The organism is Legionella pneumophila subsp. pascullei, assembly GCF_900637585.1.
Lineage (GTDB): Bacteria > Pseudomonadota > Gammaproteobacteria > Legionellales > Legionellaceae > Legionella > Legionella pascullei.
Genome location: NZ_LR134380.1, coordinates 1,863,653 through 1,889,989, shown reverse-complemented (window position 1 = coordinate 1,889,989; position 26,337 = coordinate 1,863,653). Strand labels below are relative to the sequence as shown.

Below are 26,337 nucleotides of genomic sequence, written 5' to 3'. Positions count from 1 at the left end.
GAGTTGATTATATTAGCAATAATATATCAAATCACTATTTTTTAGATTCATAATAAATCAATTTTATTGAAAAATAATCAATTAATTTTTATGAAAAAAGAAGAAAAATCTTGATTTGTTTGCTAATATCTTAATGGGTAAATAAAAAATCCATTAACTATCAAGGAAGTAATACTATGAAAAAATCAACAATGGCAGTAGCCACTCTGTTAGCTGCTTTATCAACAGCACCTATGGTTTCCGTAGCTTATGCTGATGATACTACAACAACTACTACAACATCTTCTGGCTGTAAGGGTTGTAACGGTTGCAAGGGTTGTAACGGTTGCAAAGGCTGTGGTGGTTGTGGTGGCTGCGGTGGTTGTAGTGGTGATTAATAAGTAATATTTTCTAATAAAGAGGTAGTGTTAACTACCTCTTTTTGTTACGTTTTATTTTTAAATAATTATGACTACTGAATCAGATTTTAACTTACCCGTATTGTCCAACTGGTATAAAAAGAAATTTCTTGGCTATGCTTCACAAGTACTTGAAGCCCAACAAAAAATGACATCCAGTAAAGGGAAAAATATTCTGCACTACACGCTGAGAAAAAAGCGAAAGCATGAACGTATGAGTCATTATCCTAAGGGGGACAGGATTGATCGCAGTACTGGCTCGCAATATTTTTATCATTGCCATAGAGAAAATTTTGAAAGTAATGAGCATGGTCATTTTCATTGTTTTTTGCGATATAAACATATACCCAAGCGCATTAAACCAGCTCCTTTAGAGGATTGGGATAAATACATGGATAATCCCATGACTCACCTTGTTGCAATTGGTATGAATCAGTTTGGGCAACCGATACGATTATTTACTGTGAACCGTTGGGTGACTTCAGAAATTTGGTATAACGCAGAGCATGTTCCATATTTTCTCAAATCTTATAAGATGACGCTAATGGACGATCCCTATTGGAGAGTGTTGGATCAGTGGGTGGAGGGTATGCTCCATTTATTTTCTCCACAGATTGCCTGGTTGCATCAGGAACGAGATAGACGTATCCAGCATCATCATCTGAATAGCCCAAATGATAATCCGTACACTAATCATGAATTAGAAGAGCTCTCAGAGATAAATATTGATTTGAAAAAACAGATTGAATGGGTAATAAGTTAAATTTCAAAATTAGAACCAAAACTTAATTTATCTTAATTATTGGTTTTTCATTGCTTATACCCTGTGTAAAAATATACAATATCTACTGCTTTGGGGAGAGATTAGTCCTTTACTGATCAATCAGAGATTAATTCTATCTGGTATAGAGATTCATGCAAAATCTTACTGAAACCCTTGATTTTTCTTCTTTAAATCGCGAAGAAATTGAAAAATTACTGTGCGATTATAATTTAAATCTTTCTGTAGATGAGGCATTGACTATACAGAATGAATTCCTGAAAAGACCCCCAACCATTTCCGAGTGCGTGCTGTGGTCTATTCAAGGGTCAGAACATTGTTCTTATAAAAGTAGTCGTATTCACTTAAAGCAATTTAATACTTCAGGTCCTCACGTTATATTGGGTGCTAAGGAGGATGCAGGTATTGTATCTGTAGCCCAAGATAAAAATGGTTATAGGTATGGTGTTATTGTCAGTCATGAATCGCATAATCATCCCTCTCAAATTGTTCCCTATGAAGGCGCAGCTACCGGAGTTGGTGGTAATGTCCGTGATGTCTGTTGTATGGGTGGGGAAGTTATAGCAGTAGCAGACAGTTTGCGTTTCGGAGATATCAAACGTGCACGTACTCACTGGATACAGGAAGGGGTGGTTTCAGGTATTGCCGGGTATGGCAATCCTTTGGGAATACCGAATATAGCTGGTGATGTGTACTATGATCCGGCCTACAATGAAAATTGTTTGGTTACTGTAGTCACGCTGGGGATAGTAAGAGAGGATCATATCATACATTCTTATGCTCCGCCTGAAGCCGAGAATTATGTTTTTATTTTAGTAGGTAAACCAACTGATAATAGTGGGTTTGGCGGCGCAAGCTTTGCCTCAACAGTATTGGAAGAGGATTCACAGGAAAAGAATAAGGGCGCTGTTCAAGAGCCCAATGCTTTTTTACAGAGACATCTCCTTAAAGCCAATTATTCATTATTTCAATTACTAAGAGAAAAGAGTTTAATTGACAGGGTAGGCTTTAAAGATTTAGGAGCAGGTGGCGTGGCGTGCGCAAGTATCGAGTTGGCTGAGGCCGGCGGTTCTTATGGCGCCGAAATTGATCTGGACAAGGTACCCACAGGAATGCCAGGGTTAATGCCTTCAGTCATTCTATGCTCTGAAACTCAGGAGCGTTTTATGTGGGTTGTTCCCCCTGATTTAGTAGATACTATTCTAAAACATTATAATGAAACCTTCGCGTTACCACAGGTTTCTGAAGGGGCACGCGCTGCAGTTATCGGCAAAATTCGTACCGACGGATTGTACGTGGTGAATTACAAGGGGCGAGAACTTGTGAGAGCTAAAGTCCCGGATGTCACAAAAGGCATTGTTTATAACAGGCCACATGCCTCTTCGCAGAAGCAAAACACAGAACCAGTTTTTCTCCCACCAGATGATTATAATCAAATTTTGTTGCAGTTATTGGCCCATGAGAATATAGCGAGCAAGGAACCTATTTTTGAAATGTATGACAAGCAAGTGCAGGGTCGCACTCTCATACAAGCAGGATGGGCCGATGCTGGAGTATTACAACCATTTAATGAATCGAAGTATCCTGAGGAAATTCGCAAAACAGGTATTGCCTTGTCTTTAGATCAAAATCCTCGCTATAACAAAATTGATGCTTATTGGGGAGCTGTTAACGCGGTTGTTGAATCGGTACGGAATATCACTGCGGTTGGAGCTACTCCAGTCGCAATAACGGATTGTTTGTGTTTTGGTAATCCAGAAAAACCAGAACAAATGCGTGAATTTGTTGATTCAGTGCGAGGCATTAGTGATGCCTGTGCTGCTATTCATCTGAAAGATCATCCTCAAGCAACCTTGCCTGTTATTGCCGGAAATGTCTCATTGTATAATGAATCAGTGAAAGGGGCTATTCCTCCTAGCCCCATGATTAGCTGTCTGGGAACACTTCCAGATATTGATTTTGCTATTACCTTTGATTTTAAGAAAAGTGATAGTTTATTGATATTGATTGGAGAGCGTAAAGACGAATGTGGTGGTAGCGTTTATTATCAGCTCCATAATGAATTAGGCTCTCAAGTTCCCAAACCGGATTTAAGCTTGTTAAATAGAGAAATCCATGCTGTTTCTGATGCAATTCAGCAAGGGTTGATCAACGCTGCCCATGATATCTCAGAAGGAGGAGTTGCAGTTGCCCTTGCTGAGATGAGTTTTAAGAACTCCCTGGGGGTTGTTGTACAGATTAATGGGGAATTATCTGCAGACAAGCTTTTATTTGGAGAGACAGGCGGTTTTATTCTTGAAATGGATAAGAAACATCAACCCGCTTTTGATAAACTGGCTACTCAATATCAAGTACCTTACATGGTTATCGGGCATACTACAGAACAGCCCGTTTTACAGATGAATTCTGTTATCAACTTGCCTGTCAATGAAGCGAAACAGGCTTGGGAAAATGGCTTAAGAGAGAGGCTATTATAATGTCTACTATCAATTACAAATCAGCGGGTGTCGATATCGAGGCGGGAAATGAGGCTGTCGCACGTATTAAACGTAATGTTGAAAAAACATTTTCGCCTCAAGTTCTGACAGGAATCGGTAGTTTTGGAGCAATGTATGATTTGAAGCCTGTTATGGAACAATTCAAACATCCAGTCATGGTTCAAAGTATTGATGGAGTAGGTACCAAGACTATAGTTGCTCGAATGATGCAAAAATTTGATACAATCGGAATCGATTTGGTCAGTGCAACCACCAACGATATTATTGTGCTGGGGGCTAGGCCATTAACACTTTTAGATTATATCGCAACTGATCGTTTGAAGCCTGAATATATTGAAGAGATCATTATTGGCATGACACAAGCTTGCCTCGAAAATAATATTTCCCTGGTTGGTGGGGAGACAGCTGAAATGCCTGATACCTATCTTAAAGGAGAGCATGATTTGGTAGGTATTATTACTGGGGTAGTGGAAAAGGATGAAGCCATATTAGGAAAAGATATTACTCCAGGCGATTTGGTACTGGCATTTCCTTCCAGCGGTTTACATACTAATGGTTACTCACTAGCCAGAAAGCTCTTGTTTGAATTAGGGGGATATACTGTAGAATCCAAAATTGCTGAGTTCGATGTCTCAGTTGGTGAGGCTCTACTGTTACCTCATATCAATTATACAAATCCTGTTCTACATTTGCTAAATAACAAAATCCCTATCAAGGGAATGGCTCATATTACTGGCGGAGGGGTTCTGGAAAATATTCCTCGAATATTACCTCATCATTGTTCTGTTGAAATCAAGAAGAATTCATGTCCGGTGTTGCCCATCTTTAATGTGCTAAGAGAGTTGGGAAAACTGGATGATCAGGAAATGTATCGAACTTTTAATATGGGAATAGGAATGGTAATGATAGTTTCCCCTGATGTTGTTTCTGAAATACGTGCAGCACTAAAAACATTCCCTAATTTCCCTGTTTATGAAGTAGGACAAGTCATATCAGGAAAACCAGAAGTGAGATTATTGTGATGAAGATTGCAGTTGTTCAGTTTCCAGGCTCCAATTGCGAACGTGAAACAATGCTTGCGGTGCAACGAGCAGGTATGACTCCAGTTGAGTTTTTGTGGAATGATTCATCAGAAAAACTACGAGAAATGGATGGTTATATTATTGTTGGTGGTTTTTCCTATGAGGATAGATCAAGAGCAGGAATTATTGCAGCCCTTGATCCGGTCATGAAAGAAATAAAATTACAGAGTGAGTTGGGAAAACCTGTTCTTGGTATTTGCAATGGGGCACAGATCCTTGTTGAAACAGGCTTGGTTCCTGGTTTAAAAAACTATCAAGTTGGTATGGCTCTGACTGAGAATAAGCGCATTCAGGATGGAAAAATTTTAGGAACAGGATTTTATAACAGCTGGATTCATATGCGAACTGGTGACAGGGTTAGGAAAAATGCATTCACCAGTTATTTATCAAAAGATTCTGTATTATCAATTCCCGCAGCCCATGCCGAAGGGCGTTTTGTAATGCCTGGGAAATTATTGCAAGAAATTGAAGAAGAAGGTTTGAATGCCTTTCAATATTGTGATGAGCAGGGAAATAGAGATGATAATTTCCCCGTAAATCCTAATGGGTCTCTACGGAATATTGCCGCTATTATTAATAAAGCAGGTAATGTCATGGCCATAATGCCTCACCCTGAACGTACATTTGCGGGAGATCCTATATTCCATTCAATGAAAGAATATATTAAGGAGAAAAAAACATTCAAGCAGCAAACATTATCTTATCAACCAGAGCCAGTTAAAATAATTCCTTATGACAAAAAAGACAATGCCCATGAGTTGATTGTCAAATTAATTATTACCGATAATGCTGCTTTAACAGTACAAAATACGCTAAGACAGTTAGGTATACCAGTCACAGTGAATCGTATGATGTATTGGCATGTCGATACAAATTTTCCTGAAACAATCGAAAAAATAAAGCGGACAGGGGTTTTATATAATGATCGGAAAGAGTATTTGGTAACGCCTGAGCAAATATTTTCATCAGCAGCCAAGGCTTTTTTGGTTAAATCAAAAGACGATATGATAGGGCAACAAAAGTTGCAAATGCTGAGAGATCATTTCTCAATTGATGGTGTTGATGCCATACACCATGGTGTTTTGTGGAGTTTTAGCAGTGAAAATGTTAAAATAAACAATTTGGTAGAATCCATTTTAGCTACTAATATTATCTATAACCCTAACGCTCATATCTGCTATGAATACCAATGTCCCTAGTCAAGAGGCTCTTCTTGCTGCTTTGCCTTTTTGCTTAACCGAAACCTCTTTACCTTTTGGTAAGAAGTACAAGGGTAAAGTAAGAGATACTTATGACCTTGGTGATAAATTGATTTTGGTAACTACAGATAGACAAAGTGCCTTTGATCGATTTCTTGCTGCTGTACCTTATAAAGGACAAGTATTGAATTTGACTTCAGTATGGTGGTTTAAAAATACCCAATCGATTGTACCTAATCATTTAATTGCCATACCTGATCCCAATGTGACGATAGCTAAAAAATGCAAAATATTTCCTATTGAATTTGTTGTTCGTGGATATATATCGGGGAGTACAAGTACTTCTTTATGGACGCAATATCAAAAAGGAGTTCGTAATTACTGTGGCATAACGTTTTCTGATGGATTAAGGAAAAATCAAAAACTTGAGATCCCAGTGATAACTCCTACTACTAAAGAGAGTGTTCATGACAGACCGATTAGCCCACACGAAATTGTCGCAGAAGGTTGGATGACCCAGGAAGATTGGGATGAAGCCAGCAGTTATGCCTTAAGGTTATTTCAACATGGAATGGAAGTAGCGCAGCAACATGGTTTGATTTTAGTAGATACCAAATATGAATTTGGGCGTGATCCTGAAGGAAAAATTGTTTTAGTGGATGAAATTCATACTCCAGATTCCAGTCGTTATTGGTTATCTTACAGTTATCAAGAGCGATTTGATGCGGGTAAGGAACCTGAGAATATAGATAAAGAATTTTTACGCTTGTGGTTTGTTGATCACTGTGATCCTTATAAGGATAAAGTATTACCTCAAGCACCACAGGAATTAATTGTTACTTTAGCATCAAGATATATTCAATTATATGAAATGATTACAGGTGAATCGTTTGTGTATGACAGCAATCCTGGGCCATTAAATGATAGGATTTTGCATAATATACAACGTTGGTTAGGATAATTTTTAGCCGGGGGAAAGACTTATGTGTGGCATTGTAGGAATTTACAGTCATGAACCCGTCGCTGCTGAGCTTTATGATAGTTTGATTCATTTACAGCACCGGGGACAAGATGCCTCGGGTATTTTAACCGGGGCTGATCGTTTTTATTTCAAACATGGACTTGGTTTGGTCAGAGAGTCTATTTTTTCTGAAGATATTATTAAACTGAAGGGAAATGTCGGTATTGCTCATGTACGTTATCCCACGGCCGGAGGTTATAGTGAAGCGGATGTTCAGCCTCTCTGGATAGGGAGTCCTCGCGGAATAGCTCTGGCTCATAATGGAAATTTAGTGAATTATGGTGAGTTGGTTGATGATTTATGCGGGAAACAGCATAGGCATTTAAACTCTACTCTTGATTCGGAGGCACTTTTATTACTTCTGGCAGACTATTTAGCCAAGGGATCTTATTCCGATAATGATGAAGAGCAATTCTTTCAATTATTATGTATGGCAGTTCATGAAATACATCAACGAGTTCAAGGTTCCTATTCTGTTGTTAGTTTAGTAATTGGTAAAGGTTTGGTGGCATTCAGAGATCCTCATGGTATCCGTCCTTTAGTCTGGGGTGAACGAGTCCATAAAGATGGGAGTAAAGATTATATTTTTGCTTCAGAAACCACCCCTTTTTATGCTTTAGGTTTTGAGCCTAAAGGTGATTTGCTGCCAGGTGAAGTCGCTTATGTGAATAGTCAAGGTCAATTGTATAGAAAAGTGCTTTCAGCAAAAGAATTTACCCCTTGCATATTTGAATACGTGTACTTCGCCAGACCAGATGCCGCATTAGACGATGTGAGCGTTTATCGAGCAAGATTACGTATGGGGCAAAATTTAGCCAAAAGCTGGAAAAAAAGGTTTCCTGATACGCTACCGGATGTGGTGATTCCTGCTCCCTCAACAGCAAATACGGCAGCATTGGCTTTTGCAAATGAATTGGGAATACGATACTCAGAAGGTTTATATAAAAATCCTTTTATTGGGCGTACCTTTATCATGCCTAATCAGGAATCGCGATCAAGACAGGTTCGTTATAAGTTAACTCCTCAAAAAACAGAAATTAATAAAAAAAAGGTATTGATTGTTGATGACAGTATCGTAAGAGGAACCACATCCCGTGAAATAGTGAGAATGATACGAGAATATGGCGCATCAGAAATATACTTTGTATCAACTTGCCCACCGATTAAAAATCCTTGTTTCTATGGTATTGATATCCCATCACGTAAAAAATTGATTGCAGCTCATAAAACAGAAGAAGAAATCCGTCAATTTCTGGGGGTGGATAAATTATTGTATCAGACTCAGGAAAGTCTGGTCGAAGCTGTTTCTCGCAGGGGACAGTATGATATGAGTAAGCCTTGTATGGCTTGTATGGATGGCAAATACATTTGTGGTCAGATTACTGAAGACAAAATTAAATTGTTGGAGAAAAAAAGGTTAACTGAAAATGGCCAAGAAACAGAGATAGGAGAGATGTCTTGATCAATATTCTTATTGTTGGTTCTGGTGCGCGTGAACATGCAATAGCTACAGCATTGAGTAAATCAGAGAATAAGCCAAAGATTTATTGCTTTGGAACAACTCGAAATCCTGGTATCCAAAATCTCACTTCAGATTATTGGGTAGGTGATATTACAGTCCCTGAGCAAGTGAACCAGAAAGCAAGGGAATGGGGAATTGATTTGGCTATTATTGGCCCAGAAGCTCCTCTGGAGCATGCTGTGGCTGATTCTTTGTGGGATTGTGGAGTTCCTGTTATAGGACCCAGGAAAAACCTGGCGCAAATTGAAACCAGCAAAGCATTCGCCAGAGAGTTGATGGAAAAATACCAAATTCCAGGTTTGCCAAAGTACAAAATATTTACCTGTTTAGAAGGTATAAGAGAATTTTTATCTGAATTAGGTGAAAATAATTATGTGGTTAAGGCGAATGGATTAATGGCGGGCAAGGGTGTAAAAGTTGGTGGGGAACATCTGTTGTCATTTGAAGAGGCTTTGGACTATTGTAGAGAAATTTTTGATCATAATCAGTCTTTAGTGATTGAAGAAAAATTAATAGGTCAAGAATTTTCTTTTATGTGCTTTTCCGATGGTATCTCATTAGTTCCAATGCCTATTGTGCAAGATCATAAACGAGCTTATGAGAATGATGAGGGGCCTAATACCGGTGGTATGGGGAGTTATTCATCTGCAGATCACAGTTTGCCATTTTTGTCTCCAGAAGATGTTTGTGCTGCTTTTGCAATTAATCAATCAGTAATCAATGCACTCATGACGGAAATGTCTGATAAATACATAGGGATACTGTATGGTGGATTTATGGCTACTGCATATGGAGTTTATGTGATTGAGTTTAATGCTCGCTTCGGAGATCCTGAAGCTCTTAATGTGCTTAGCCTGTTGGAATCTGATTTTGTTAAATTATGTGTTGCGATGGCTAATGGCAATTTACGAAAAGAATCTGTTCGTTTTTTGAATAAAGCCACCGTTTGTAAATACGCTGTCCCTGATGGTTATCCCGATAATCCTTTGCGCCACTTTGAAATTGATATTTCTGCAGTTGAACCTAAAGATACTTTATATTTGGCTGCGGTGGATCTTAAGGATAGCAAGCTCTACGCCACTGGTTCGCGGACAGCTGCCTATGTCGGCATAGCGAATACTATTAGTGAGGCAGAGGAAGTTGCTGAGCAACAAATAAATAATATAAAAGGACCTCTGTTTCACAGAAAAGATATTGGCACATTACCTTTAATTAATACTCGCGTTGAAGCAATGCGTAGGTTGCGTGCTTTATGATTCGTTTAGGAATATTAGGATCTACTCGTGGAACAAACATGTTGGCACTTGTTGATGCAATTAATGAGGGGATTCTTAAGGCAACGATAAAAGTTGTTATTAGTAATAAACCTGATGCTATTATTCTGGAAAGAGCTAAATTGTTGGGTTTGAATACACAATTTGTCAATCCCGATGGATTGAGCCGAGTTGATTTTGATAAAAAAGTAAGTGACATACTAACCAACCATCAGGTAGATTTGATTGTTTTGATTGGATACATGAGAATCTTGTCGTCTGATTTTGTAAATAAATGGAATAATCGTGTGATCAATGTGCACCCCTCTTTATTGCCAGCGTTTGCAGGAAAAATGGATATGGACGTACATCAGGCTGTTCTTGATTCCGGTCTTATGGAGACAGGATGTACTATACATTATGTGACAGAAGAGGTAGACGCTGGTCCTATCATTTTGCAAAAAAAATGCCCTATTTTAGAAGGAGATACCCCTCAAACGTTAAAAGCTAGGGTTCAGCAGCTGGAAGGGATAGCATTGATAGATGCAATTAACCTGATTGTGTCGAAAGGTCTCTAACGCAAGATGGTGTTTTCATTCAAAACGATATTTTCATCATTTCTATGTGAATGAATTTTTTCTTTTTCAATTGTAAAAAAAGTATTTATCGATGTTTCTTTAAACTCAAACAAATGGGGTCCTTCGAGTTTAATGCTGGTATCTGTATGGATTCGATTGTTTGCAGCAGATTTTAAAACAGATAAATATAGTTTTTCCCATAAATTATCGCAAGCACCCTGATTATTTTTAGAAAAAAATTGGCTACAATAGTTTTTAGCGATTAATTGAACATCTCCCTTGGTTAAGGTTTCTCTTTTATCCTTATCAAGATTAACAACAACTATATCAATTGGAGCATTTAATTCATTACCATTTTTTCTTACTACAATGATGAGATGTGGTTTCTCAGGGAGTCGAACCAACTCACTGGAAAATCCAGGAAGGGATGCGGGTAGTTTTTTTAATAACGCATTGAGTTGTCCAATAAATGCAAAATTATTCTGTAATCCAAGCCATCCATTTTCATGGGTTCTTGGTTTCGCTAAAAAATCTTGAGGCGTGAACTCTATATTTAATTCTTCAATGGCAAGCAGCCTGGCAAATTTTTCTTGCACATGATCGATACCGGCATTTATTTGGTGTTTAATATTATCAATGTGGGATACTAAAAGACGTTTTTGCATTTCAGGAAAGCTTGATACACTTCGGTATAGTTCTAACATCCACTTATTTTCCGCGTTTTCTATGAAGAAATTATCTTCTGCCATTTTTTCTAATATTGTGTGAGCAATAACTGGTTTCTCGCTAAAAATACGATGTTCGCGTTGCGGATAATAAGATTTATCAACAGCTCCTTTTCTCTGAAATACTGTTTTTGCTGTGATGTCGCATGTTTCATCACCAGATAATATAAACCATCCGCCGCTGCCTGTAAGAGCGGATAAAGCCAGCTTCTCCAATACCAGGGTTTTAAATTCTTGTGCTGTTTCTTCCTTATTGTTTTCCAACTCTCTTTTAATTTGATCAACATAAGAGTAAAGCAAGGTTGTTTTCAAAGGCTCTTGTAGTTCATGAGGTTTTTCTTTCACGATATTAAGTTTAATGCAGGATTCTTGATAAGAAGACATTAAGTCATTATAGAGTGAATCAGATTTCAATCTTTTTTTGGCCATTTGAAATAAAATAGTCATTGCCAATGAGCGATAGTCATGATTCCCACAAAAATTAATGCAGCCTCCCTTCATGTTTTCACGCATTGTGCCATCTTTTTGTTGGAAGACAACACTCGCTTTTAATTGCTCTTCCAGTGTTACTTCATCGGGCAAGCCAGTACTGGCAAGATCAAATTCAACATTATAAGATTCTGTAGTGATGTGAGTTGGGCCTATGCCAGGAAGTTTTAAGTAATTTACTTCATCAGCAAGCGGGCGTTTGCTAAACAAAGCTTCATCAAGGATAACCGGCTTTGGTTTACCGTGTTCTGCAGCAAGGGAGTGGATATAGGCATATAGTTCACGCCTTACTTCAGGATGTACATAACCTACGGCATCTACACGAACCCCATCAAAACCATAGTCAATCATGTAACGTTTTATATAGGGCTGCCAAAATTCCGTTATGATTTCTTTTCTTGTATTTTCATCATCGTAATTGAAACCACGTACGTCTTTAAAATCTTCATGAACCCCTTTAAACCAATGAGGCTTATCCTGACACACGGGAGAGTCGATTGCGACATGATTTAAAACCAGATCAAACATAGGGACTATTTCAAGGTTTCTTGCGTTTTGGGTGAATAACTGCAAAGCCTCTCTGTTTAATTGTTGTATTGTCTCTGTAGATTCGCCAGGGGAGCCTAAACTAAATTGAGGATTAAATAATAATGGGTGACTCATCGCATATAAGCTTCTAGTGACTTCGTTTCCTGTTTTTACACCATTATTTTTATCCGTTTTAAAAAAACCGCTAATGTCGCCAGGCATTTGCATGGGGTTAATCCATAAGGCATTAAACCCCATTTGCTTTAAGACAGGCAAATAATCAATCATATCCTTAATAGAATGGAATTGAGTAGGGTACATGTCATAGCATGCAATAATGCCATTTCCTTCCATTAAAAAATGATATCCCATAGAATCTGTCACCATAAAAAATTATTAAACTACAAAACTGAAAAAAAATAGAATGTTTGGGTTATCACTCCACTTTTATCAGTCGAATCGCTTGCTATTATAGCGTCAAATAGACAAATTAGGAGCTGCTTCATTTTCCAATTTTTCTTCTTCAGCTTTATCTTTTACTTCATGTGTGAATCTATCCAGTATCTGTTTGGTTTTTTCACACGCTATATCATAAATTTTATTAATTAGAGCAGAGGGTATTTTGCCTTTGGCGATAGTTTCAGATATTGCTTTATCCCAAGATTCAAATTGTGTCTTATTCCCATGAATCAGGCCTTTCCCAAAGTAGGCATTATTGATAGCGCTTATTGAATAGGAATGTTCGGATAATTTTCGTGCAATCAAGAGCGCCTCTAATGCTTCCTGGTAAGGTAAAGAAGAGGAATTTGATAAGATGGCTAAATTTAAACAAGTCTTATAAAATAATAAATATCCAGGCGTCCAATGATATTGGCTGGCCTTTTGAGCATAGTGCAAGGTTAATAAGGAATAATCATTCAAACCCATTTTGTATTTTTCATAAGCCCAGGTTGATAACGAATTATAAGCATAAAAACAATGTTGATGAGCGCTCTTTCTAAGAAACTCCAGTTCATTATCACCAAATGCCTTACCTTCTACTTCTCGGCACTCAGCTGCTTGTCCGTAAAAATAGATGCCTTTAACAAATTGGGATAAAGTAAGTGGTGGGTATTCTTCAAATGAAAAATCATCTTCGTTAAAACTTTGCAGATGAGCCCGCCAGATATCATTTTGTTCTGATTTTTCACAAAAATCTGTAATTGTTTTACTTAATTCGGTGTATTTAATAAGGGTAGTAAGATCAAGATTATTTAAAAGCAATTTTGCTCTGTCAAAATCGTTTTCTTTTATCAGATTTTCGATGATGTTTATTTTCTTTAATTCGCTATATGGCGATTTCAGCCAATCATTATAGGAGCCACCCATAAATCCTCCACAAAATTTTTAAGTTCAAGACACTTTAGAGATTAAAGCTCAAGTCTTGACACCAAGAATTGTTAATAATTGGTGATATAATAACGGTAATATTTTAACACAATTTGATTTATTTAAAAACCATTAATATCAAGTTAATCGCTTCATTAACATTCAGAAATAGAAAAATTCAAGATAACTACCCCTATCAATTAAACCAAAAGATTATTTACTCAATTGTTTAAGCATAAGATGAATAATCTGAATACATGTACTATATTTAATCTAAAAGATTATAGTGTGGACATAGTATTATGGCGGAATCAAAATTAGAGCTAGTCAATAAAACAGAACGTGAAGAAAGTGTAATCCTGGATGGTAATGGGATTTTACGTTGTTATAATATGTTTCCTACTCAATTTGGAAGCATAGAGGAGATGATTGCCTATCTTCCTCAATTACAGGCCATGGGATTTAATGCAGTATGGATAAACCCTGTTCAATCAGCAGGGGACGTTCAAGGTTTATTTAAGCGAGATAAGACGATCGGCGTCAGAGCTTATAATGAAGTCACAAGAAGTTTATATGCAATGACGGATTGTGATTTGATAAGTCCTTATTTTAACCCAGTTCCTCCGAATGTTGATCCTGAGTTGAAAAAGAAACTCGATATGCAAGCAATGCAGAGGTTCACATCAGAAGCTCGTAATCATGGTTTGGTGCCAATGTTTGATTTGGTTTTAAATCACGTTGCTGCTGATTCCAGGCATAGAAAAGAACACCCTGAATGGTTTCAAAAGGATGTGCATCCTGATTTTAAGGATGCTATCGCATTTGACTACAGTGATCCTCAGATCCGAGATCAAATTATTGAACAATTTTGGAAGCCTTATATTTACAAATACATGATCGATTATGGTTTTGAAGGTGTCCGTATTGATGCTGTAGGCTATTTAAACCCAGAATTACGCAAACAAATCTATGCCTATATTTATGATCTTGCAGAGCAGTTTAAAAAACCTAAACCCGTTATCTTGGATGAGCTTCTTTTCAGTGGGAGTCAGAAGCTAACCGATGTAGTTGATGGTTTATTGCTTCCTGAAAAGGGACCAACTCATATTACTCGCGGTACCTATTACGCACAAAGAGATGGCTACGGTGGTTTACCAGGGTGGTGTAAGGAGGAGGAAGGGGTTAAGGCTCAAGTAGTATTCCTGGATAAACAAAAGAAATTACATCCTAATGCCAAAGGAGGATGTATTGCTTTCTCGGGTAATCACGATCACAATTCCCTAGCCATGACGATATTGGAAGAAATGGCAGAGCAACGTTTGGCAAATCATCATACTTTGCACGGTGCGCAAGAAAAATTTAAACATGAAAGAAGTTATGATTATGACGAAGCCTTAGAGTCAGTCCTTCGCTATTCTTTTGTGAAGGACATTCAAAACGAGATTCTAAGCGGTAATGAAGCGACAATCAAAGAAGTAGAAACACGAATGCGTGAAAAAATAGCTTTCTGTGCTCTAACATCCAGCGGCGGGTGGTATGCCTTATCAGGCGATGAAACAGGTGATTTATTGGCAAAACCAGTGTTCAGAAGGGCTCATGCTCTGGATCAAACCTATTATGCACAACGTACTCATATCATCTTTGATAAACTTCATGCCGACAACAAGGTAGCTATGGAGGTATTAACCGAAATGGCTATAGAGAATATTCAAAAAGAGAAAGCTGGAAGCATCTATAACAGTTTACAGCATGATAAACAATCACAAGAACGATTATTGGTTCCTTATCTTGAGACTTTGCAAAATCAAATTAATTGTGGTGATACAGTTGTTTGCAAAGCATTTCAAGAAAAACTTGCCCAGAAAAATATAACGATTGGGTTTACAGATGAAAATTACAATCCCGCTCCCAGAACACCTCAAAATGGTTGGAACGGTCAGCACGATATGAAAAAATATATGTTTGAAATCAATAGCATATTAAGTTCATTGCCAAGTTCCAATATGGGGTTTTGGAGTGAAGTCATCCCAATCCAGTCAAAACCGGGTTTACTTGCAGTAGTCCGTAAGAATGGGCTAGGCTTAAGTTCTGATACTGATATTGCGATCGTTAATCTGGATCCCACTCAAAAAGTTGAGTTAACAAGAGATGATATTCATCAATTAGCCTGTAATTTCCAAAAGAGAGTAATTCCTGAATATACATATTACAATGACGGTAAAGATAAGCAATATAATTGGCATACAAATAATCCTGATTTTAATATGGCTTATCATACAGTGATGTCCTGTATTGAAGGCAAGAGGATACATGTTGATGATTCGATTAAAACTAATTTCCCTGTGCATTCAGCAAACCCTTATGGCATGTTTAGTAGAAAGCAATCAACCAAAATGAATATAGCCAAGATAGCAAAAATGTCTGGAGAAGATACAACTTTAATTGAAAAGGGTACTAATGATACTGAAGGCATAACACACGATGAACAGCAAATTCAACCCACAATAACTGTAGAAAACAAAAAATAGAGAGGACCTATAAGATTGATTCGGCTTGAGTTTGGGTAACCTTTTGGTAGACATGAAGCCATAGTGATGGTGTATATGCTCTTTCGGATTGATTTGGATTGAACTATGATCTGATAAAAATATTGTATCAAGACTTGATTCTCTTGACTAAGCCAGAGAATTAATACCGCTGTCCATGATTGCATTATCATTTGTTTTAAAATGCGCTTTACACTCTATATAAACAACTTGTCCTCCTGACCATTGCACAATTGTATTATCTATGCTGATAGAAACTGCAATACACTATCTTTTAGTTTCATTCTTTTTAAAACTGGAATGTCTCTTACTATTAGCTTGCTGGTCTTTTCATTTATTTCGTGATAATTATAAACAATGTCAAGGACGACAAATATTGGTAAAATATCAACCAATATTATATAACGCTCAAGGATTGCTATGAAAAAAATAGCCATTATTTTGTCATTATTTCCTTTTTTGATTTTTTGCAGTTTGGCAAACGCAACTGTCTCACAAAAACGGCTTCCAGGAGAATCTTTTCAGGACGCAGTGGAACGTGCCATAAATAGCAAACCAAAAAATGAACTTAAGATGTTAATTGCCAGAGGCACCCCTTTTTCAAAAAAAGTCTCTTTACAAAAAATAGATTACTCCACCGTGCCGAAGGTTAGCAGTTATGACGAACTGATGACTATGTTTAACCTCATACGAGATACTCGTTTTTTATATTCACCTGATAAGCCTGATTTTCAAAGAAGAATCAGTTGGCTTTATCCTGATGATGGTTGTTTTGCCAGAGCGGCATTGTCCCGAATTAAATTGGATAGCGAACATTTTGTTATTCCTGCAAAAATTTTTGCTTTTGGTGATTTGGAAATGCAAACCCCATACTCCTCTGAGGGAACAGTAAGTTGGTGGTATCATGTGTCAACTGTTGTCAACTACATGGGTACCATTTATGTGCTCGATCCGGCTGCCAAACCAGACGGTCCAATGTTGATTGATGATTGGTACAACAAAATTGGGATAATGGATAAAATGGAGGCGGTAGTTTGTAACCCTTATACCTATGATCCTTTTGATCGTTGCTATGATGCGACAAATAAAACGGATAACAAAGCATTAAATGATCAATTGAAGTATTTGGATAAAGAGTGGGTTAGAATTGAATCATTAGGTTTTGATCCATCTGTTTTATTAGGTGATAATCCTCCATGGATAGGGCTTCTTTTGCCCTATATATCATGATTTTATGTGCTTCGTTGCAGCAGGTGATTGTGTGTGCCCACGCTTCGATACTCAAAATCTATGCTTTTCACAAAATATGACGTTCAATGGATAAAAAGAGTCATTCGTTGAGTTTATTAGATTGACTTAACGATTGGAGGAAAATCTATCAATTAGCATGGAACAATAGTTCTGGAATACAAGGAGGTCATACCCATGATAAGATTTTTTATCATTTGCTTTATTTTTTTGATTTCTCATCTGGCATGCGCCAATCCCTATTGGGATCGTTATAAAGTACCCAGAGACAGTCATTACCCAAATTTAAAATTCCATCAAATCAATCCAGACTCTTTAAAGATAATCCACGAAAACACAGGGATTGATGTGTTACGCATTCAAACCGATTGGATTGAGGAAACCGATTCCTATCAGGTTGGTACGCTAATAATAGAGCCCTCAGGAACACCAGCATTATTATCACGAAGTATCCATAAACCCCAATGGGGGAGTTATTTGGGGGTTTTGAAAAACAGTGTCAGTGGTGAAGCAGTTTATTACGATGCGATTGGTACCGGTAAGGAATACCGTAAGCTGGCACGTGCTATTAATTTGCGTTTCCCCGTTCCATCCCATGATATGGTGTTTGAACTCTATGCGGAAAATCCTCAAACAGGTTTAATGGAAAAGGTTGTTGAGAAAAATATCATTGTTAGTGAACTAACAAGAGAGAATCGTCATTTCAATGATTTAGAAGTAAGAGAATTATTACCTGCTGTGAAAACTCCCTCTTTAAGAGTGAATATTTATGCTGAGGGGTATACTCAAAATGAAAAAACGAAATTTTGGAAACGTGCCATTAAAACGGTACAGGCGTTACAAAGCCAACAGTTTCCTGGCTTAGAGTATATGGATTTTTATGCGGTATTTAATTCATCCCATAAGCGTTTGGGAGTGGCTGAAGATTTGGGGCTGCCTGTACCAGAGTTTGATTCATTTTTAGGTTTATATTATCCCTACTGGGATAATTTTGGACGTTGGTATCATATTGTTTATCCTACACGAGAGAACAAATTCCGCCAGGGATTGGCGTCAGCTCCTTACGATTATCCAATAGTCTTGGTTAATAACAGTCAATACTGGGGAGTAGGTAATTACAAATCACATACGGCAATACCCGCTGATAATTCAACTTATTTTACCTACATTCTGATACATGAATTGGGTCATTTTTTTGGACTCAATGAAGAATATGAAGGAGGCGGGCGGACTGAATTGGAATTTGCTCCGGAAATGAAGGAACCCTGGTCACAAAACATCACGTTTCTGACTATTCCAGGCTATTCGGGATTAAAATGGAATGAGTTAGTCAATCCACAAATGTCTATTCCTACTCCTTACAGTGATTGGCAGTCAATGCCGCCACAATATGGAGCATATCGTGGTGGCTATGGAGATTCACCATCCCATCTTGGAGCAAGTCACAAACCAGGCTTGAATTGCGTTATGGAGTCTCACGCATCATTTTGCGATATTTGTCAAAAAGGTATCATGGATGTAATTCGTTTTGATTTAGGGACATAAACCTGGGGTTCCAGGTTGGAACCCCAGAAATACTCTCCTAATAATTTCTTAACAATTAAATGCTAAAATACGTCGTTAATTTAAGTAGTAGGGTCCAACTTATGGGAAAGAAAGCATATATCATTGGCATGGGGCCGGCTGGCTTGGCTAGTGCACTTGCATTGTTAGCTAAAGGGTATTCCGTTGAATTAATTGACTGCCGATCTGAAGATGATGTTTTTAGTCGCAAACAAGGCGTGTTCTTGCAGGATGATACCATCAGAGATTTTTTTGCTCTAAGTCAACTGGCAAGCAAAGGGTATTCCCTGGAGTTCAAAGATAACTTTATCTGTAAATTAATCCGTCCCATGGATGAATCCAGCTTGAAATTAAGTGCAGAAGATCAATTGGATTTAGCTTTCTTTGAATTAATTGAAAAAGAGCGCACTGTAATTCCTATCGCAGAGCTGCAGCGTTATCAGTATAATAAGTTGAAATATATTTATGCCCAAGGTGGTTTTACTTTTCAGGACGAAGAAGATCCTTATACTGTTAAATTCAATAATGCAGAGCAGCAGCTCATTTTTCACTTGGGAGACACGCAAGTTGTCAAGGTTGATGCTGAGAATCAGGAGTTAACCTTGGATCATGATGGTAGCATACAAAATCACAGTTTTGATTTGCTAGTTGACGCATCCGGAAAAACATCAAAATCATTTACTCAGTTGTGGAATACGCAAAATCCAGAGTTCGCAATTGGTTATGAAAAGTTAGATAATCCCGATCATAATGCTTTTGGTGTGATGTATTTGTCGATCAATAATCCGCCTTTGGCGATGATAGCTAATCCGGTGTTAAGTCCTATTGAGGGAACCAGCTTCATCTCTTTAGATAAGATTGCTCCGTTAAAGGCCTTAGGTTGGACACATGATCATCCACCTTTAATTTATTTGAAATATTCAAAAAAGAGTGGAGATCTTTACCTCACTGGAGAAATTCCTGAATCCATTCTCAAGGATAATAGTAAAAAAGGGTTAAAACAATGGTTTGACTTGGTATTACAATTGTTATTTAACAATACGAATTTTAAGACGAGCCCCCCTGCTTTAGCTTCTGTTTTTAAAACAGATATTGAAATTGCTGATAAATTCGCTTTGCTTCTTCCTAAGGGAGGTATTTTTTGCTTGGTTGGAGATGCTTTGATGCCTGCTAATTTTTTATTAGGTTGTGGTATTAGCAATGCTTTGGATGATGCTAATCAGTTACCAGATATGATTGATAATCAATTTAGCCAAAGTGAAGCTTATCGTAATCTTCGCTATTTAGATTATAAAAATGATTGGTTGTTTTTTAAGGAGCTTATTGCTCTTAGGCTAAAGTCTTTACAGCTTGAACAGCAGTTAGATTTAAGTAAACAGGAGATGGAATTGAAACAACGAGAGTTGGAAAGTGTCCAGCAACAATATTCATTTTATTAGTCTTTATCCTCTCTGCGACAGGGCAAGATCATACTTTGATTATATAATGCAAAACTTAAGTCATCCCCCTCAGGAGCTAAGGAATCTATCCTCTCTTACATTATACCAAACGCTGGAAAATCAAAACGTGGATCCCATGCTTGAAATCCAGAGGATTTAATTTTGAAGCAACTCACATTACCGTTGTCGGCATGAGTAAATATGAGGGCAATTAATAGGTGTTTTTTGGCAAGCAAAGTCAAGAATTAAAATCTGACTTTGCTTGCCAGAAATTAATCTTCTTCTCTGGACACTGTAATGACTGATGCGGAACCTCTTGCCTTCGTATTTGGGTTATACATCGCTTCTGCATAGGGTGGTGGGACTATGTATTTACCAACGTTAGTTGCTTTTATTTTATAAACTAACTCTTTTGCAGTTAAATCTGCCCAGCCGAAGAAATTCACTCTGTCTTCCCGGACATCGGCATAATCCATATTATCCGTTTTTACTGAATCTCTAACGACCTCAAATCCACCGGGCAAGAGATCCTCAATGGCAATATTGCTCAGATAATTATTATCTAATGACCTGATTTGCAGGTGTACTTCAATTTCTTCACCCAAAGTGGCTGAATCAATGACATTACCTTTCTCATCCCGATATTCTCTGAAAATTTCTATACCTTGTTTTAAAGGTTCTGTCGGGATTACTTTATCAAATCCTGATTGAACAAGCTGATAAAAGAATGTCTGTTTGTCAGGATTATTAAAGCGGATTGTTTTGACTGTTTCATCAATATTTAATTTTTGATAATTATTTTGATCAGTAGGAATGTTTCTCTGCTGATTGTTTGTTAATATTTCTGTCATGGACAGCTTATCAGATAGATCTTCTGATTCATTTTGGGGGTACGCACCCAAAGCCAGGCTGGAAAATCCTGATAAGACTGTATTGATTTCATCATTATTTATCGCCTGTACCAAATTCATCAGTATATTGTCGCTTACTTGAGGCAGTAAGTTAGGAAAATGTTTTGCAACAAGATAGAGATATTGCGCATCTGCGATATTGCGATCATAAAAATCAGTCGTAAATGCTGTATTTGCTGGTGGTTGATATTGGCCAATCAATTGATTTGCTTCATTATAACTTTTTAATAATTGATAGGTGGCTGCAATGTAAACCGCTGTGATGTCTTTTAGCCAGTTTTTTGAAGTATCTTGCTGTAAATACAATTGTAAATTGGCCAAATAATTTGTAGTGACTAATTCATTACGGGTTAAAATATAGATGGCATAGGCTTGAATTCTTGCTGTGTCTGTATCTGTGGGATTGCGACTAGCCAATTCCTTAAGATAATTGATACCGTTATAGAACATCTCTCCGGGGACATTGAATCCTTGAGCTCTTGCTTCAGTTAGGAAATGCATGGCATAAACTGATGCAAAACTGTTCCCTGAGTTCTCATTTAGACCAGGCCAATAGCTAAACCCACCATTAGACATTTGTCTTTGGCTTAACATTTGAATTGTGGTGTTAATTTTTTCATGAATTGGGCCACTTTCCGAATTGAACCAGGGTAAACTGTTCATAACCAGCCAAGGCAAAGCCTTGCTTGTCAATTGCTCTGTACAACCATACGGGAAATTATCCAAATATCTTTGTAATCCAAAGATTAGAACTAATGGGCTGGTAGATATAGTAGCTTCTACCTTACGATGCTCCGGATACAATGCCTGGATAACTTCTAATGATTTTTGAGAATCTTGCGATTTGCCACTATTAATATAGGTTGTGAACGGATTAGCAGGTCTGACGCTAAGCGTGCTATCCATCTTACTCGATTTATCTCCTGCATTGGCAGTGATAGCAATGCTAGCGGCTCCCAACAGAGATTTGGCGCGCAATTTAAAATACACAGTTTGCTCATTGCCTTCGCTGATTTCCAGAGACTCTTTTGCACTACCGATTACCTCAAGCTCTGGTGATGCTGTAAGTTCTACTTCAACTTGAGCGTGTTCTCCTGAATCTTTAATATTATTTGCCACACTGGCTGATATTTCAAATTCATCTCCGGGCGCAACGAAAGTAGGCGCATTGGGACTTATGATAAAATCACCGCGAACCTCTGCTGAAACTTCGCGGGATCCTACGGAGTCATTAGCAACTGCTACAGCCATTACCCGGATGGTTCCATTAAAATAATCTGGTATTTGGTAGGTTAATTGCCTGTCCGTACTGTCGGTGTCAAGAATACCGGACCAGTAAACAACCGGTAGGTCAGTCTTTCTCTTAAATGGATTGAGACGACTGGCTAAAGCTGCTTCACCTTCATCACCTCCAACAGCAGATATTTCTCTATCCTGGATAAACTTAGGCAAGATTTGATCAACCGTTTGTTGGGTTAACACTTCTAAAGCTCGTTTCTGGAAAAAGAAACTGAGTGGATCAGGCGTAGCATAATTGGCAACCTGTAATATTCCTTCATCCACAGCAAATACGATGATCTTACCGGGTTTGTCTGTGTGGTAATCAATCGTAAAAGATTCCCCAGGACGTGCTAATTCAGGTGTTTTTAGTCCAATTTTTATATTGTGCTTATCATGGTTCACATTAAATGGAGCAACACTATAACTTAACGGGCTGATGAAGAGTTCAGGAGATTCCCAATCACGAATAAACGCCACATTCACATATCCATTACCCTGGAAATCAGCAGGGATGCGGATGGTTTGTACAGAATTTTGGGCTTCTGTTTTAAACCAATGTACAGCATAGACTTTATCTCTTTCAATAGTGATCAAGCCTGAACCAGTATAAGGAGCAGTAATTTGAATTTCTATATCTTCATCGGCTTGATATTCCTCTTTATTGAGCTTGATGGATAATTCCGCATTTTTAGCGAGAGGAGCCTGGCTGGTACCCACTACACTAAATTGCAGCTGGCTAAGAACAGTATCATCCTTATCTAGTACGTTGAGTGAATAATCTCCAATGGTATTCGTTGGCAGGGTGTAGTTAATGCCAGATTCTTTAATTTCGAATGGATTAGTGCTGATGACTGTAGATTGTATTGTGGATTGATATTGATAAGTGCCGTCGGCTTTTTTAACCAGAGTGGTGACAGGGCGCAGGGAAATTAATTGTATCTTTAAATCTTTTACTTCTTCTTTGCCTAACTGCGGATTAATTGCAATGTAGTTAACATTCCTGACACTGTTCTGTTTAATAAAATGCAAATCACCATCCGCTTTATAGCCAATGAAATAGGGTAAAGGGCTGACTAACGTTTTAGTTTGTGTGGTAACACTTCTGCCACTACCAGCCTCAAAGCCTTCAGCAAAAAAGGTTAATTGATAAGTTGCTTTTTCAAAACGTTCGAGATTCAGGTTAAATTCAGTCTGTCCATTCTCGTTGGTTGTTGCTTCTGCCAGATTGTCTGTAAAAACTTTAGGTGGTTTTTTCGGATCATATAATGGGTCTGCAAAAATATAATCAGGATAGTTGTCAAATTGTACTCGTTGAGGTGTTAATAGAATTTTGGCGCTTACCCTTCTATTGGCGGCTGGGGCACCATACAAGTTCCAAAGATCTACCTTGGCTTTCAGGTCAATGGGTGAGCTCCAGCCATCAAAAGGTTTAGGTTCAAAGCTGGAAGTAATGCGCATTCTGTCTGGTTGGAATTCAGAAATACGAACACTGGTTGAGCCGAGAAGACTTTGCGGATGATTATCTTTTACCAGGTATAAATAAACCATATACTGACCAGTGGGAGAATTGGCAGTGGTAGTAAAATCAAGCTCCATGTAGCCAGTGTCATTTAATGTCACTTTTTGGTCTTTGATAGTGGTTCCCCTCGCATCTACTACAGTGACTTGTAATGGCAAACCAGAAGGTTGTGGTTCTGCAAAGGCTCGTTTTACAATCATTCCAACATGTACTGTGTCTCCAGGCCTATATATTCCTCTATCAGAAAATAAATAAGCCGTTAAGTTCTGCAAATCCTGATCATTGGTATAGATTCCTCCAATATCAAATTTTGAAAAATTCAATTGTCTGTTGTAATTATTGAATGGAATAAAAGACACATCATTATTCAGGTTTGCCAAATACACAGTTGGTTCTCTGTCTTCAATAAAATCTTTCAAAGTAGGAAAATTTGCCCGTCCTTGTTCATCAGTAATACGAGATAAAATAGGCAAGCCATTTTTACCTAAAATGGTAACTGTTGCCCCTGCAACCGGGAGTCCTTGTGTAATGGAGTTAATAAATACATCATGACTCCCATCATTATTGTCTTTTACCAACATCCCCAGATCAGTAATCAATATCAGACGACTGGTCTTAACATCCAGAGCGTATTGATTGGTTACATCCCAACCTGTTGCCTGTAATAAGAACAATCCTTGTGGTCCTGAGGCATTGGCTTCGGATGCTAAATATTTACCCAGATCAAGGGATGTATATTGCTGTCTGGTTAAATCGCTGGAGTCGTACTGTTGGATTTCCGAGAAAATTTGACTGATGTTTTGTTGATTAAAGGAGGGATTAATAAAATAAGGGTTGCTGAAATCGCCTTGTGTTTGAGTAACCAGTTGATTGACATTATCAGGTAATACACGAGCAAATTCATACTTAACTGCGGGTACTCCTCGTATGAGGACTGATAGTTTTTTCTCACCACTCAGTGCCAATAGAGAGCCTTTATGCAAGAAACTGATTTCTTTTGGGTATTCTGGTACAGGCACAATAGCAGCGTAATCATTACTTAATTTAAAACCACCAAAACCTTTCATTCCTTTATCAATCTTGATGTAAAGGTATCGGGGAGTTTGCGCTTTAAATTTGAAGCTATGTAAAGTAGTGTAATTTTGCTCAGAAGGAATCACCTCTTTAGGTAATGGAGTCGACAGAGACAGAATATTATTCGTTACTTCACCCGGATTTCGCCATTCGTAATTAGATTTTTCTGGTTCCGCGGCAGTGGCAGGATAGTTTTGAGGCAGCAAATAGACGTGTATGGATTTATTAAATTCATTTTCATCAACACCAAGACTGGTTTCAATACTAAGTACCTGCTCGGGCCTGTCTTTATCATTACGGACTATATTAGCTGATGTTGAAACTACTTTTAGAAAGTTACTTGCATCGGGTATCAGCAAATTTTTGCTGATTGCCTGTCCAAGAATTGCTGAATCATTTGAAGAACTGACATTTTTATTCAAAGTTAAAAGTAAATAACGCGATACATCTTCTATTTTGATATTTGCTGAATGAAGATAGGCAGTTCGCTTATTATTATCATAAGTATAAGAAAAAGAAACAGATTCCGCTGTGAGATCCGCTTTTCCATTTTTAATGGTTTGGAATACAACAGAAGTATTTTTTTCAAGGCTCTTGGGGTTTACAGGATAGTTGAACTCTATGGTTGCTACAGCGTGCCTTGTTTCTGCATTGACAGGATCCTGGTAAAATTTGAACTCGCTGATTGAGGCCTGAAAGGGTTTTGTTGTAAAGGATAAATCATAACTTTCAATATTAGCATTGGGTGCAAAGAAATTTTTTGCAAAACGAATAGTATATTTTTGTCCCGCAGGCCAATCTTCAGCGGGAATAAAAATTAATTGACTATCGCTATTCCAACTCCATTTGCCAGCAATTTGCGGGTTCATTTCTATCCCTTCATCAATTTCTTTACCAATTAAATTAATGGGGGCAACTGATTGTGGGATAAATTCATTATTTCTAATGCCAAAATCAATAATGAGATTATTTGGAACAAGGTTTTCCTCATTAGGTGTGATATCTGGTATTGTGATGGAAGCGGTAATATAAATTGGTTTTGGCAAATTATTATACCAATAAGCACCATAAGCTCCTGCGCCTAATAACACGATAAACAATAGAGTTGTTCCCCAGAATATTTGGGGGGAATTTTTTGATTTATGTTTTAAATAAACTAACCAGCTCGGACTACTCCATTTTATTTGACCGAATAGAGTTGAAAATATTGAACACAATACATTCATAATTAAGGAGAATGGGTTTTTGTTCATAGTGATATGGGGTCCTGGTTGGTCTAAGTTAATTTTTAAGATCTGTAATGAGGGTGCGGTA

General features: G+C 37.7%; 16 protein-coding genes. 13 read left to right on the top strand and 3 right to left on the bottom strand.

From position 1 onward, the window contains the following. The first annotated feature begins 176 nt into the window (after nt 1–176). The 9 genes from EL201_RS08620 (at nt 177) to purN (ending at nt 10,332) form a co-directional block, all read left to right on the top strand. Nucleotides 177–377, top strand: coding sequence for a hypothetical protein (locus EL201_RS08620; protein WP_027221868.1), 201 nt, complete (start codon nt 177–179; stop codon nt 375–377). 70 nt (nt 378–447) lie between these two features. Beyond that, nucleotides 448–1,161 (top strand): DUF6969 family protein, encoded by a 714-nt coding sequence (locus EL201_RS08615; protein WP_027221867.1) that lies wholly within the window; start codon nt 448–450, stop codon nt 1,159–1,161. A gap of 152 nt (nt 1,162–1,313) precedes the next feature. Further along, nucleotides 1,314–3,656, top strand: a complete 2,343-nt coding sequence (gene purL / locus EL201_RS08610) for a phosphoribosylformylglycinamidine synthase subunit PurL (protein ID WP_027221866.1) — start codon at nt 1,314–1,316, stop codon at nt 3,654–3,656. Further along, nucleotides 3,656–4,699, top strand: coding sequence for a phosphoribosylformylglycinamidine cyclo-ligase (purM, locus tag EL201_RS08605; protein ID WP_027221865.1), 1,044 nt, complete (start codon nt 3,656–3,658; stop codon nt 4,697–4,699). Before purL ends, purM begins: the two co-directional genes overlap by 1 nt. Further along, on the top strand, nt 4,699–5,958 hold the full coding sequence (gene purQ / locus EL201_RS08600; RefSeq protein ID WP_027221864.1) for a phosphoribosylformylglycinamidine synthase I: 1,260 nt from the start codon (nt 4,699–4,701) through the stop codon (nt 5,956–5,958). Before purM ends, purQ begins: the two co-directional genes overlap by 1 nt. Further along, entirely contained in the window at nt 5,939–6,919 is a 981-nt protein-coding gene (locus EL201_RS08595) for a phosphoribosylaminoimidazolesuccinocarboxamide synthase (RefSeq protein WP_027221863.1), read from the top strand. The genes purQ and EL201_RS08595 overlap by 20 nt, the downstream gene beginning before the upstream one ends. 22 nt (nt 6,920–6,941) lie before the next feature. Beyond that, nucleotides 6,942–8,441 carry an amidophosphoribosyltransferase gene (gene purF, locus EL201_RS08590; RefSeq protein ID WP_027221862.1) on the top strand — a complete coding sequence of 500 codons (1,500 nt, stop codon included), beginning with the start codon at nt 6,942–6,944 and terminating at the stop codon, nt 8,439–8,441. Next, nucleotides 8,438–9,757, top strand: a complete 1,320-nt coding sequence (purD, locus tag EL201_RS08585; protein WP_027221861.1) for a phosphoribosylamine--glycine ligase — start codon at nt 8,438–8,440, stop codon at nt 9,755–9,757. The genes purF and purD overlap by 4 nt, the downstream gene beginning before the upstream one ends. Then, entirely contained in the window at nt 9,754–10,332 is a 579-nt protein-coding gene (gene purN, locus EL201_RS08580) for a phosphoribosylglycinamide formyltransferase (RefSeq protein WP_027221860.1), read from the top strand. Before purD ends, purN begins: the two co-directional genes overlap by 4 nt. Here purN and EL201_RS08575 read toward each other — a convergent pair. Together EL201_RS08575 and EL201_RS08570 are read right to left on the bottom strand one after the other, a co-directional pair. Further along, a complete protein-coding gene (locus tag EL201_RS08575) occupies nt 10,329–12,446 on the bottom strand; it encodes an alpha-amylase family protein (RefSeq protein WP_027221859.1) in 2,118 nt (705 codons plus the stop codon). The two genes, purN and EL201_RS08575, sit on opposite strands and share 4 nt — an antisense overlap. 105 nt (nt 12,447–12,551) lie before the next feature. Then, complete coding sequence (locus EL201_RS08570) at nt 12,552–13,442, bottom strand: DUF5630 domain-containing protein (RefSeq protein WP_027221858.1); 891 nt, start codon at nt 13,440–13,442, stop codon at nt 12,552–12,554. Nucleotides 13,443–13,744: 302 nt separating this feature from the next. Here EL201_RS08570 and EL201_RS08565 point away from each other — a divergent pair, with 302 nt between their 5' ends. The 4 genes from EL201_RS08565 (at nt 13,745) to EL201_RS08550 (ending at nt 20,238) form a co-directional block, all read left to right on the top strand. Continuing rightward, a complete protein-coding gene (locus EL201_RS08565) occupies nt 13,745–15,970 on the top strand; it encodes an alpha-amylase family protein (protein ID WP_027221857.1) in 2,226 nt (741 codons plus the stop codon). Between the two features lie 438 nt (nt 15,971–16,408). Next, nucleotides 16,409–17,218, top strand: coding sequence for a protein-glutamine glutaminase family protein (locus EL201_RS08560; RefSeq protein WP_027221855.1), 810 nt, complete (start codon nt 16,409–16,411; stop codon nt 17,216–17,218). Nucleotides 17,219–17,389: 171 nt separating this feature from the next. Then, nucleotides 17,390–18,781, top strand: a complete 1,392-nt coding sequence (locus EL201_RS08555) for a M64 family metallopeptidase (RefSeq protein WP_080272977.1) — start codon at nt 17,390–17,392, stop codon at nt 18,779–18,781. A 59-nt stretch (nt 18,782–18,840) separates the two neighbouring features. Next, entirely contained in the window at nt 18,841–20,238 is a 1,398-nt protein-coding gene (locus EL201_RS08550) for a hypothetical protein (protein ID WP_050598275.1), read from the top strand. 272 nt (nt 20,239–20,510) lie between these two features. Here EL201_RS08550 and EL201_RS08545 read toward each other — a convergent pair whose 3' ends face one another. Continuing rightward, on the bottom strand, nt 20,511–26,276 hold the full coding sequence (locus EL201_RS08545) for an alpha-2-macroglobulin (protein ID WP_027221852.1): 5,766 nt from the start codon (nt 26,274–26,276) through the stop codon (nt 20,511–20,513). Nucleotides 26,277–26,337 lie beyond the last annotated feature (61 nt).

Excerpts from the sequence above, each read along its gene's own strand:
- EL201_RS08550 (WP_050598275.1), top strand. The coding sequence starts at position 18,841 with ATGCTAAAATACGTCGTTAATTTAAGTAGTAGGGTCCAACTTATGGGA.
- EL201_RS08560 (WP_027221855.1), top strand. The coding sequence starts at position 16,409 with ATGAAAAAAATAGCCATTATTTTGTCATTATTTCCTTTTTTGATTTTT.
- purQ (WP_027221864.1), top strand. The coding sequence starts at position 4,699 with ATGAAGATTGCAGTTGTTCAGTTTCCAGGCTCCAATTGCGAACGTGAA.
- EL201_RS08615 (WP_027221867.1), top strand. The coding sequence starts at position 448 with ATGACTACTGAATCAGATTTTAACTTACCCGTATTGTCCAACTGGTAT.
- EL201_RS08575 (WP_027221859.1), bottom strand. The coding sequence starts at position 12,446 with ATGGGATATCATTTTTTAATGGAAGGAAATGGCATTATTGCATGCTAT.
- EL201_RS08545 (WP_027221852.1), bottom strand. The coding sequence starts at position 26,276 with ATGAACAAAAACCCATTCTCCTTAATTATGAATGTATTGTGTTCAATA.
- purM (WP_027221865.1), top strand. The coding sequence starts at position 3,656 with ATGTCTACTATCAATTACAAATCAGCGGGTGTCGATATCGAGGCGGGA.
- EL201_RS08570 (WP_027221858.1), bottom strand. The coding sequence starts at position 13,442 with ATGGGTGGCTCCTATAATGATTGGCTGAAATCGCCATATAGCGAATTA.
- EL201_RS08595 (WP_027221863.1), top strand. The coding sequence starts at position 5,939 with ATGAATACCAATGTCCCTAGTCAAGAGGCTCTTCTTGCTGCTTTGCCT.
- EL201_RS08620 (WP_027221868.1), top strand. The coding sequence starts at position 177 with ATGAAAAAATCAACAATGGCAGTAGCCACTCTGTTAGCTGCTTTATCA.
- purL (WP_027221866.1), top strand. The coding sequence starts at position 1,314 with ATGCAAAATCTTACTGAAACCCTTGATTTTTCTTCTTTAAATCGCGAA.
- purF (WP_027221862.1), top strand. The coding sequence starts at position 6,942 with ATGTGTGGCATTGTAGGAATTTACAGTCATGAACCCGTCGCTGCTGAG.
- EL201_RS08565 (WP_027221857.1), top strand. The coding sequence starts at position 13,745 with ATGGCGGAATCAAAATTAGAGCTAGTCAATAAAACAGAACGTGAAGAA.
- purN (WP_027221860.1), top strand. The coding sequence starts at position 9,754 with ATGATTCGTTTAGGAATATTAGGATCTACTCGTGGAACAAACATGTTG.